Here is a 12,229-nt window from a genome sequence, read left to right on the forward strand (position 1 = left end):
GAATTGAAAGGGGTTTTGATGTGGAGATATATGTTGGTAAAGTGAAACTGGATGAAACTCATTATCCTGGTGAAGATTATTACAGTGATGGAACGATTGAAGACAAGCTTCTTGAGATCGTGACCAGTCATAAGGAAGAAGAATACAATGAAATTATTGCTGAATCCAAAGACTGGGCGATCCTCTATCATTTGTCGCATCTTCGAACCAACATCGTTGAATGGCTGCCAATCGAAAAGACAGAAACAGTACTTGAAATTGGTGCGGGCTGTGGAGCGATCACAGGGGTTTTAAGTGAGAAGGCGAAAAAGGTAGACTGTATTGATCTCTCCAAAAAAAGAAGCCTGATCAATGCAGCCAGAAATAAAGACAAAGATAATATTCTCATCAAACTGGGAAATTTTCAGGATGTTGAAGCTTCCTTAACTGAAAAATATGACTGGATTACGTTAATCGGTGTATTTGAATACGGAAAAGGATACATAAATTCTGAAGATCCTTACGTGGATTTTTTGAAGATAATAAAAAAACATTTGAGACCTAACGGAAAAATTGTTATTGCAATAGAGAACAGATTAGGACTGAAGTATTTTGCCGGGTGTGTGGAAGATCATTCTGGTCTCTTGTTTGACGGCATTGAAGGGTATCATCATGAAGGGATTGCAGCAACTTTTTCAAAGCCCGAACTTCAAACTCTTTTTACCAAGAGTGGTTTTTCAACTGTTGATTTTTACTATCCGTACCCTGACTACAAGCTGCCGCTTTATATTTTTTCCGATGACTATCTGCCTCAATCCGGAGACCTGCATATTCATCAGAATTATGATCGCTTGAGAGTAAATGCCTTTGATGAAACAAAAGCATACGACAGCCTGATTAAAAGCGGCTTATTTCCTCTTTTTTCAAACTCTTTTTTAGCTATACTGGAAGGGGATGAATCATATGAAGAAAATAGTCTTTAGTAAATACTCAAATGAAAGAGCCCGTCGTTTTGCTGTTCGAACGGATATTATGTCCGATGACTCTGGAAAACTGACTGTTTATAAAAAGAATTTGTACCCGGAAGGTCAGCAGCATATTGAAGATATCTACAACTGGTATCAGAAACTTCAGGACATATACAAGGATACCAGCATAGCACTGAATCATTGTGATTATCTGGGTGATCGGGTAGCCCTTGAATATTTGTCTCAGTACACACTGGAACATGAACTGAATCAGCTATTGCGTAAAAGAAATCTGGCACAGTTTTCAGAGCGTTTGTTTTCTTACATAAATGAAGTTAAAAAGGGAAAGATGACGCAGCCATTTGTGAAAACGCCTGAATTTATTGAGACATTTGGCGATGTTGAATTGGGTGAAGCTTTATCTGCTGAAGTGACAAATATAGACATGGTTTTGAATAATGCACTTTGCGGTGAAAAATGGACAATGATCGATTATGAATGGACCTTTGATTTTCCAGTTCCGGCTAATTTTGTAATTTATCGAATCCTTCACTATTTTATCAACAGCAGTCCATACAGAGGACAATTGGACAATATGGATCTTTTTGAAAAAGTGGACATTTCTTTGGAAGAAAGAGTTGTTTTTGCTAAAATGGAGCAGCATTTTCAAACGCACTTCTTACTAAGTGACAGGAAACAGGAAAAACTGATTGTACCAATCAGAGAGCTTCATGACGAAATTTCTCCGGGAAGTATTGATCTAAAACATGTGTACAATGCTGAAAAGAAAAAGCAGGAAACACCTATTCAATTATTTATGAGTTCAGATTATTCGTTTTCAGAAGAAAATTCTATGGTTGTCATTCGAAACATAGATAACAGAGTGGTGATTGATCTGCAATTAAATCTGGATACTGAATTTCTCAGAGTGGATCCTCTTGAGCACGCATGTCTGGTAACCGATTTTGAAATCAGAGATGAAAATGGGGAGCGGCTGGCAATTCTAAATACGAATGGAGCACTTATTAAAGACAATCAGCTGATCTTCATTGCTGACGACCCGCAGATTATTATAGGTGGGCTTAGGGAAAAGAAGGCTGTCAACATAAGTTTTCAGGTCAAAGAAGTATTTGACCACTCAAAATACATGTTTGAAAGTATTTTGAGTGAACGACAGTTATTTGAGAGAAAGATTGATGAACTGAATCAGTCCGTTGCTCATTTAAATAAAGAGAAAAGTAATTATGAAACAGAAATCAGTGTAATGGGCGATGAGCTTGCTCATCAGAAACAAGTCATTACAAATATGGAAAATACAAAGATCTGGAAAGCGTATGAAAAATATAAGAAGACGTTTAAAAAAGGTTGATGAGAAAACTTTCCATATGAAACGAGGAGACTAATAGAGTGAATAACAATTTTTGGATAAGAAACGATCGTTTTCATTTAAAAGATACAACAAAATACATTATAGATGCCTGGCTGAAAACGGATCAGACCTTACGTTTGAAACTGGATGATCAGCTGCTCAACTATATACTTGAAGAGCCTGATGAAATTCAGGATAATTCTATTGGCCGTTTTGTAAAGATTATTGTTACTCTTCCGCTTGAACTGGAAGGATACCACAGTTTAAAAATTTTAAGCCTTATCAAAGGGGAAGAAGAACTCTCTTGTGAAATAGGCGTTCCATTGCTGTTGCAAAAAAGATATCCGATTCAGGTTTTTTATGATAAGTCGGAGGTTGACTTCGTCACTAAGACTTGTAGGATAGAGGGCTGGATGGTTTCTGACAAGCCCGTTCATATTGAATTGAAGGATAACAGAAATAAATCGATTGAATATGAGCTGGAACGAGTAAAGCGAAGAGATATTCTGGCACTTTTTCCTGAATATGATTTACCTGATGAAAATGGTTTTGTCATTAAATTCCACTATACAAATGCAAGCAGTGCTGTATTGTCTTTTAGCAATGAAGAGTTTCAGATAAATAAAGAGATTCAGCTCAGCAAATCTTATTACAGGAAAGAACGATTTATTGAGCTTGCCAAAAAGGCTCGTGAAGTCATGAAAACACAGGGAATTGTTAAAATGATTCAGTCTATTGTCGGAAAAATCAGGCGTCACTTTGATTCTAATGCGCCGAGACCAGTAAATTATCAGGAATGGATTTCTATCCATTTGCCTGGAAAAAGCGAATTGGCTGAGCAGAAAAAGACTATTTTTGAAAATCAGCCACTGATCAGTATTGTTGTTCCATTATACAAAACATCTGAATATTATCTGAATCAGCTGGTTGATTCTGTGAAGACCCAGACTTATGAAAATTGGGAGCTTTGTCTATCTGACGGCAGCGGTGAACATTCACCAATCAGAGGAATACTTGAAAAATTTGAGAAAAGTGATGAACGAATAAAAGTGGTTCATAATGAGAAGCAGTTGCACATCTCTGAAAATACAAATGCAGTAATTAGAATTGCGACAGGTGATTATATTGCATTTGCGGATCACGATGATGTACTGACACCAAATGCACTCTATGAAAATGTCCGTTTAATCAACAATCATCCAAATGCAGAAGTCATTTATTCTGATGAAGATAAGGTTTATGGTGATGACCAGTATGTTCAGCCGCATTTTAAACCGGATTTCAGTATTGATATGCTGTGCTCTGTTAATTACATTTGCCATTTTTTAGTTGTGAAGAAAAATATTATTGAGCAGGTCGGCATGCTTCGTTCTGAATATGACGGGGCTCAGGATTACGATTTTGTTTTGAGATGTGTGGAAGCGACAGAGCACGTATATCATATCCCTAAAATTCTTTATCACTGGCGTATTTCTGAAGAGTCAACTGCTGAAAATCCTGAGAGTAAAGAGTATGCAGTTGAGGCTGGGAGAAAAGCAGTACAGGCTCATTACGACCGAATTGGTGTTGAGGCTGTCGTTGAGAAGGGGAAATATTTTGGTTTGTACCGAACTCGTTTAAAGAGAAAAAATGATCCTCTTGTTTCCATCATTATTCCAAATAAAGATCACATTGAAGACTTGCAGCTCTGTATAAATTCACTTGAAGAAAAAAGTACGTATAAAAACATAGAATACATTATTGTGGAAAATAACAGTACTGAAGATGGGACATTTGCTTACTATAAACAGTTGCAGAAAGAAAATTCTCGTGTAAAATTGGTCAGCTATGAAGGGAAATTCAATTACTCAGCTATCAATAATTATGGAGTAAGCTTTGCTAAAGGCGACTATTACTTATTTATGAATAATGATGTTGAGATTATTAATCCTGAAACGATTGAAGAGCTGCTAAATTATGCAATGAGAGAAGATGTCGGTGTGGTTGGTTCAAGACTTTACTACCCTGATGGTACGATTCAGCATGCAGGAGTTGTAGTAGGATTTGGCGGAATAGCCGGACATACATTTGTTAATCAGAAGCCTACTGAGAACGGCTATTTCAATCGGATTATTGTTGCTCAAAATTACAGTGCGGTGACAGCTGCCTGTATGATGGTCAGAGGTTCTGTATTTAAAGAAGTGCATGGTTTTTCAGAAGAGCTGGCTGTTGCATTTAATGATATTGATTTCTGTCTGAAGGTTCGTACCATTGGCAAGCTGGTTGTATATAATCCTTATGCAGAATTATATCATTATGAATCCAAATCCAGAGGTGCAGAGGATACACCGGAGAAAATCCAGCGGTTCCAAAATGAGATTGCTGTTTTTGAAAGAAAATGGCCGGAAATTTTGGCTGAAGGAGATCCTTATTATAATGTTAATCTCTCTTTGGATACACAGGACTTTTCTTTAAAAATGGTTTAAGAGCAGTATAGGCGGTTTAAGCTGTCGTGGAAAAGTTGGAGGGAAAGAATGGAAGAAATTAAGAGTTTTTTTAAGAAAAAAAGTACATGGATATTAGCCGTAATTCTTTTGGCCGCTACTTTTGCCAGAATCCTGCTGATTACCAGAATTCCATCGTTTGTTGATAACGGTGCAGTTTTTGATGATCGTTTGCTTGTTGATTACGCAGATACATTGGTAAAGGGAGAATGGTTGGGAGGCTATTCGTTTGTAACACTTGCTAAAGGGATTTCATATCCGGTTTTTCTGGCAATTACGAATTTTTTAAATATCTCTTATCCTAAAGCCTTGCTGGGAATATATATTCTGGCAATTATACTATTTGTTTTATCTGTGAGAAAGCTTGTTAAAAACAAGTATGCACTCAGCATATTCTATCTGTTTCTTCTCTACTCTCCGGTTATGCTGTATTTCGAATATGCAACAAGGCTTTATCGAAATGCAATATGGGCACCAAGTGTATTACTTGTCATTGCATGTTTGCTTGGATTATTTTATTCTAGAAAGAATGAGGCAATTTGGGAACCCTTGTTTTGGAGTATAACTGCTGGTATAAGTTTTCTATTCTTCTGGTTTAATAGAGAAGATTCCATATGGCTTCTGCCTCTGTTTTTAGGAGCAGCATTGGTAACAATCATCAGTATCTTCCTCGATAAAGAGAAGACTGCCGGTAAAATCAAACGGATCTTTATTTGTGTAATCCCTCTGATTTTGTTTGTGGGAGGAACCAGCTTTTTGTCGTTTATTAATTTACAGAAATATGGTGTCTATCAAATCAATGATCGAACGGAAGGACCTTTTGCTGAAACGATGTCTTTATTGACAAAAATTCAGACAAATGAAGAGAAAGAATCTGCTGTGTGGGTTTCCAGAGATGCGTTTATTGAAGGAATGAAGGCTTCGCCTACACTAAAATCTCTTGAAGAAAATATCAACTGGGTCTATGATATTTCAGGTTGGGCTGGTGAGGACGGCGAAGTACATGGCGATATTGTTTTCTGGGCATTTCGACAGTCGCTGGTTGAAGACGGCTATTATGAAAGTGCAGTAAAATCAAATGAGCTGTTTGAAAAACTGTCCAAGGAGCTTGAAGAAGGGTTTGCGAACGGACAGTTAATTAAGAAAAAAGGACTGTTTATTTCAAAATCAGGTGACGGAAAGACCATGGAAGACATGCCGCTGATCTGGGAGTATTTCCAATATGGCTTTTACGCAACCAGCCAATATGGGAACTATGATTCGAGAATTGGAGTAATGAATGCTTCTGATGAAGAGCTGGCATGGTATGGGGAATTGATAAACACGAGATTTATTTATCCAGGTACTCCAGAAGATGCTGAAATCTTTACATCAGCAAAACCAGCCGTAAAAATATCAAACCACATTATTAAGGTTTATAGAGCTGTAAGTTTACCGCTTCTGTTTTTATCACTTATCGGCTATCTGGTTATCATCTGGCAAATGGTTAAGAATAAATTTAAAGAAGAGCACACAACGCTTTTTATTATTGTTACCGGCTTGTTTTTAAGCTTTATTATTTTATTGTTCGGTGTGGCATGGTTTTCAACCTGGGCAACCGATCGAAAAGAGCTGTTCATGACACTTTATACAGGGGGCGGAGTTCCGGTTATTCAAGTTTTTAAATTGCTGTGCCTGTATTCTTTAGGAGCTTTCGTAAAAGAAAAAGTAAAGAAAAAAGATATTTCTCCTGTAAACGAATAAACTTTCTTCTGCCTATTAATTCAAAAGGAAGCGATAGGAGCGATAGGAGCGATAGTAAAGCACCTGTGAATCCACCCGTAATCGGGTTCAGATCACAGGTGCTTTTGTGTAGAAGAAAAGAATTTACGCAAAAGAAAATCTTTGTAGATAAAGTTCTTTTGTTTAGCAGTGAACTTGATTTTTAAGGAACATCTTTTTTGGGCTGAAAGGAACAAACCATTTTGAATTTACCCAAAATTGTTGAAAATAATACAGAAAATTGTTGAACTAACAGTACTTCATTTGTTTATAAAACAGCTTCTTTAACTACTGATATAATGGAGTTTTTAGTGGGAAATGGGTAAACTCAAAACAAACCATTTCTTCTCAAAGTATTCAATTGATGATAAAATAAATCAGTATGTTATTCCTTGAACTGTAAATCACAACAAAGCGACTGTTCATTTAAGTTCGGCGGATGCCTGTTTAGTCTGTTGGAAGACGAGCAGATAAGCACAATTTCGGCTTCGTTTGACATTTAAATGATTGAATTGGACTTTGCTCATAAAACACTGTAATCTATGAATAGAATAAACTTATAGAAAAGGAACGAATAAATGGCTAATGAACAAAAAATCCTCGTGAATATTGATAACATTTATAAAGACAAACAAAAAAAAGAGATAACAATTATGGGCTGGGCGATAGATATGCTCAGTAAAAAAAATCCGCAAATTGAAGTGAAAAAGACAGCAGAGATTGTTTCCAGCAAAATAGGACTGGCACCTAGAGGAGACGTAATAGGGATTTATGATCTTCCGCCCTATGTCTCTGTTGGTTTCAGTATTACTTTAACAGTGCAGTCTTTTAAAGGGGAGGCAGTTCTTCTTTTTTCAAACGCAGAAGAAACGGTCACTCAGACGATTGATTTGGAAAAGAACTATGCCAATCTTAAACAGTCTGTCAATAAAGACAAATGGAAGCAGTATTTCAGAAAAGTAAAAAAGGGTTTCGGCTATCTCAAAAGAAACGGTTTGTTGAATACGTATCGCAGAGTTCGAATTGAGCAGCAGAAAACGAATGATAAGTATTTGGAATGGATTGAGAAAAATGAACAGCCTTTACAGCAAACAGCTGAATTAAAGAATCAGGTTCTTATTTCAGTTGTCATGCCGGTATACAATGTGGAAGTTAGATGGCTGGACAAGTGCATACAGTCAATTAAAGATCAGACCTACACAAACTGGGAGCTATGCATAGCAGACGATGCTTCGACAAATAAAGAGCTGCTGGATGCTTTGGCTGCCTATGAAAAGTCAGACAGCAGAATCAAAGTTGTCTTTAGAAAAGAAAATGGTCATATTTGCAAAGCTACAAATTCAGCATTGGAAATTGCTGAGGGAGAATTTGTGGCACTGTTGGATAATGATGATGAGCTTGCTCCGAATGCATTATATGAGGTTGCTGCATTATTAAATGAGCATCCGGAATTAAACTTAATTTATACAGATGAAGATAAAATTGATGAATCCGGTACACGTTCTGATCCGGCATTTAAGCCTCAATGGTCTCCGGATCTGTTGATGGGAACGAACTACATTTCTCATTTAGGTGTTTACCGTCGTTCGATTATTGAAGAAATCGGCGGACTGCGTGAGGGCTTTGAAGGGGCTCAGGACTATGATCTGGTCTTACGATTTACTGAAAAAACAGCACCGGAAACTATTGCTCATATTCCAAAAGTACTCTATCATTGGCGAATGCTGGATACCTCTACTGCAGCGAATCAGGGCTCAAAAAACTATGCCTTCCTGGCTGGTCAGAAAGCACTGCAGGAAGCATTAAACAGAAGAGGGATTGCCGGATCTGTGGAATCTGGTGCAGCTAACGGACTGTATCGGGTAACTTATGATATTCCTGAAAAAGAAATGGTGTCAATCATTATTCCTACAAGAAATGGTTATAAGGATCTTAAAAGATGTGTAGATTCAATTGTTGAGAAAACAGAGTATCCCAATTTTGAAATTATTGTTGCAGATAATGGCAGTGATGAGGCACAGATGGAAGAGCTCTACAGTCATTATGAAACAATGCTTGGAGATCGTTTTACAAAACTGTCAATTGATATTCCGTTCAATTTTTCGAAAATCAATAATCTTGCGGCGAAAGAAGCAAAAGGAAAGTATCTCTTGTTTTTAAATAATGATACGAAAGTTATCAATATGAATTGGCTGACCAATATGGTTTCACTGGCACAGTTTGACCATGTGGGAACAGTTGGGGCAAAGCTCTATTATGAGAATAATACGATTCAGCATGCCGGTGTTATTGTCGGACTGGGCGGAGTTGCCGGACATGGGCATCATACATACCCTAAAGGGGATTTCGGCTACTTCGGAAAGCTGGTTGTAAATACAGATTATCTGGCAGTTACTGCAGCCTGTGTGATGATTAAAAAGACTGATTTTGACCAGCTGAACGGTTTCGATGAAGAGTTTGTTGTAGCGTATAACGATGTGGATTTATGTATCCGCGTTTACGACGAGCTGGGTAAATACAATGTGTTTGCAGCGGATACGGAACTTTATCACTATGAATCACAGTCCAGAGGCTATGAAGATACACCGGAAAAGCAAGAACGATTCCTGCAGGAAGCAGAACGATTCAGAAGAAGATGGCCAGACTATGTAGAAAATGATCCGTTTTATAACCCGAACTTAACAGTAAGCGGCGGAGATTTCACAGTACGCTTATAAGTGATGAAATTACATTGGGTTTGTGCAGAGAAATGGATGTTTAGAGACAGAAACTCTTGAATAAGATGCTAATTGTTGTGAAAGAACTTTTGACGAGCAATGACAGAAGTGCAGTTTAATGCCGGGAGTATTTCTAGAATGAGTACTACCCGGTTCTTTTGAAGAATTGAGAAAAAAGAAAAGGACAGTAAAGATGAGGAAAGTACTGGCAATTACAGGACCGACAGCAGTTGGCAAGACAGCATTGAGCATATATTTGGCAGAAAAATTTAATGGTGAAATTGTCAGCGGAGATTCCATGCAGGTTTACCGTCAACTGGATATTGGAACAGCCAAAGTGACAGAGCAGGAAAAAAAGAGTATTCCTCATTATTTGATTGACTGCCGTGAAATAACTGAAAGTTACTCTGCGGCTGATTTCCAGTGTGAAGGCAGGAAATACATAGAAGAGATTACTGCTAAGGGCAAACTACCGATTATTGTTGGCGGTACAGGCTTGTACATTCAGGCATTGCTGTATGATTTTCAATTGGGCGGACAAAACGAGCCGGAAACTTCTGCTATTCGTGAAAAATATGAAGAATATGCTGAGAAGAATAGCAATGAAGCTTTATGGCAGCTGCTGAAAGAGAAAGATTTGAAAGCGGCAGAGGTCATCCACTTCAATAACCGGAAAAAGGTCATCCGGGCACTGGAAGTGTTTGAGACAACAGGTTACAGTATCACGTCACCGAAAGAAAAGCCAAAGCCAGTATATGATTATTTTCTGATTGGCTTGGAAACGGAGAGGGAAATCCTTTATGCACGAATTAATCAGCGAGTGGAACTAATGATGGAACAAGGGCTTTTGAGGGAAGCAAAGCTGATGGCTCAAAACAGGTCTGTACAGGCTGCTCAGGGTATTGGCTATAAGGAATTTTTCCCGTATTTTGATCAGCAGCTTCAGCTAGAGGAAGCGGTTGATCAGGTAAAACAAAATTCACGAAGGTATGCGAAACGACAGCTGACATGGTTTAAAAATCGAATGACTGCTCATTGGATTGATCTGGTCATGCACCCAGAAAAATTACCTGATTTGGAACGATCCGTTGCCCAATGGCTCGATCAATAGAGAGGAAGAAACTATGGAGAATGGAAAAGAACGAGTGATTCTGGTTGGTGTAGAAACGGAAGCAAATACTCGTCAATTTGATTATTCAATGCAGGAATTAAAAAAACTAACAGAGACAGCACAAGGAGAAGTCGTTTTCTGTTTGACTCAAAAGCGTCCTCGAGTAGATCGGCAGACAGTTATTGGCAAGGGGAAATTAGAGGAGCTTATTAACTTTTCAGATGCCCATGAAGCAGATTTGGTGATTTTTAATCATGAGTTAACCCCCAGACAAAACCAGCAGCTTGCAGAGGCTCTTGGGATAAGAGTTATCGACAGAGTACAGCTGATTTTAGATATTTTTGCTCTTCGGGCACGCTCAAAAGAGGGAAAACTTCAAGTAGAGCTGGCTCAGTTGAATTATCTATTGCCGCGACTGGTAGGACAAGGTTTGCATTTGTCCCGGCTGGGCGGCGGGATCGGAACGAGAGGACCTGGAGAAACCAAATTGGAGTCCGATCGAAGGCATATTCGCAATAAAATTACCATTATCAAAAGAGAATTAAAAGAAGTTGCTGCACATAGAGAACGAAGCAGGCAGAAGCGGCAAAATGCTGATGTCTTCCAAATTGGGCTGGTAGGATATACGAATGCCGGAAAATCAACGATTATTAACATGTTGACAGCTGCGAAAACTTATTCAGAAGATCAGCTGTTTGCCACCTTGGACCCGCTGACTAAAAAATGGCAGATGCCTAATGGGATGGAGGTTACGATCACTGATACAGTTGGATTTATTCAGGATCTGCCTACACAGCTGATTGAAGCCTTTCAGTCTACACTGGAAGAAAGCAGAGAAATGGATCTCCTGCTTCACGTTGTTGACGCCAGTGCTCCCAATCGTCTTCAACATGAACAGACAGTGACAGGTCTGCTTGATGATCTTGATTTTGAAAATATTCCTGTACTGACCGTTTATAATAAGGCGGATTTGATTATGGAAGATGATTTTACCCCAACGCTGTTTCCAAGTGTGCTGATTTCTGCAAAGAACAGTCAGGATAAAGAAACGTTAATCGGCAGGATCAGAGAGAAAATGATGGAGCTGCTTGTTCCTTATGAGTTGGAAATAGCTGTTGATCAGGGGCAGCTGCTGAGCGAACTTAAACGACATACGATTCTATTGTCAGAAGAATTTGCAGAAGAAGAAAACAGTTATAGGGTGCGCGGATTTGCGAAAAAAGATTCCAAATGGGTAAGGAGACAGGAAAATGAGTTGGACTGAAGGCTTTTATCCTGAATTGATCACTAAAATTGAAGAAGTTGATAAAAAAATAAATTCGCAGCTTAAACTGCTGTAGGAAAGATTGAAGGAAAAAGAGGCGATGATCAAGTTTTGTCAGGCGATTCAAAAGTTTTCTCCAGCTGATGCATTTGTTGTACCGATTCCGTCCGGCATGCTGAGCTATGAAGATGATGTTATCATGGCAGCCGGAACGTTTATTCAGGGACCCAGTATGGAGTTGAGTGCAGACGCCCCCGTTCGTCCTCCGTGTTTAATTTATCTTCAAGGCGGACTGACTTATGAACACATAAAAATTGCTGTTTCACATGCCGTTAATGAAGTATTCTATTAGTATAAAAATGGTCTGGTTTTTTCACATTTTTTAGTATATCGATGATTGGAATGATATCTCCAGTCATCGTTTTTTCGGCTCTTTGTCAAATCGGACTGATAATATCACCAATGAACATCGGAAGAAGGAATCGAACTCCTTCTCCGGTGTTTTTTATTTGTATTGAATAAGGCCGTTGAGTAAGAAAATTCGGGTACGCATATTTGAAAAATCTCGGAAACCATA

The 12,229-nt window shown here is 38.4% G+C and carries 7 protein-coding genes and 1 pseudogene; all 8 read left to right on the plus strand.

Features of this window, described 5'->3' with window-relative positions; translation table 11 throughout:
• Positions 1–20 precede the first annotated feature (20 nt).
• On the plus strand, positions 21–962 hold the full coding sequence (locus LI951_RS14185) for a class I SAM-dependent methyltransferase (protein WP_229442668.1): 942 nt from the start codon (positions 21–23) through the stop codon (positions 960–962).
• Positions 943–2,316, plus strand: a complete 1,374-nt coding sequence (locus LI951_RS14190; protein ID WP_229442669.1) for a hypothetical protein — start codon at positions 943–945, stop codon at positions 2,314–2,316. The genes LI951_RS14185 and LI951_RS14190 overlap by 20 nt, the downstream gene beginning before the upstream one ends.
• Before the next feature lie 38 nt (positions 2,317–2,354).
• Positions 2,355–4,781, plus strand: coding sequence for a glycosyltransferase family 2 protein (locus LI951_RS14195; protein ID WP_229442670.1), 2,427 nt, complete (start codon positions 2,355–2,357; stop codon positions 4,779–4,781).
• Between the two features lie 48 nt (positions 4,782–4,829).
• Positions 4,830–6,542 carry a hypothetical protein gene (locus LI951_RS14200; protein ID WP_229442671.1) on the plus strand — a complete coding sequence of 571 codons (1,713 nt, stop codon included), beginning with the start codon at positions 4,830–4,832 and terminating at the stop codon, positions 6,540–6,542.
• 671 nt (positions 6,543–7,213) lie between these two features.
• Complete coding sequence (locus LI951_RS14205) at positions 7,214–9,277, plus strand: glycosyltransferase family 2 protein (protein ID WP_420705944.1); 2,064 nt, start codon at positions 7,214–7,216, stop codon at positions 9,275–9,277.
• 193 nt (positions 9,278–9,470) lie between these two features.
• Positions 9,471–10,388, plus strand: coding sequence for a tRNA (adenosine(37)-N6)-dimethylallyltransferase MiaA (gene miaA, locus LI951_RS14210; protein WP_229442673.1), 918 nt, complete (start codon positions 9,471–9,473; stop codon positions 10,386–10,388).
• A gap of 13 nt (positions 10,389–10,401) precedes the next feature.
• Positions 10,402–11,652 carry a GTPase HflX gene (hflX, locus tag LI951_RS14215; protein WP_229442674.1) on the plus strand — a complete coding sequence of 417 codons (1,251 nt, stop codon included), beginning with the start codon at positions 10,402–10,404 and terminating at the stop codon, positions 11,650–11,652.
• Between the two features lie 85 nt (positions 11,653–11,737).
• Positions 11,738–12,004 (plus strand): annotated as a pseudogene (locus LI951_RS14220) (methionine gamma-lyase family protein); the annotation flags it as partial.
• Positions 12,005–12,229 lie beyond the last annotated feature (225 nt).

The sequence above is a fragment of the Enterococcus sp. BWT-B8 genome (genome assembly GCF_020567625.1).
Lineage (GTDB): Bacteria > Bacillota > Bacilli > Lactobacillales > Enterococcaceae > Enterococcus_L.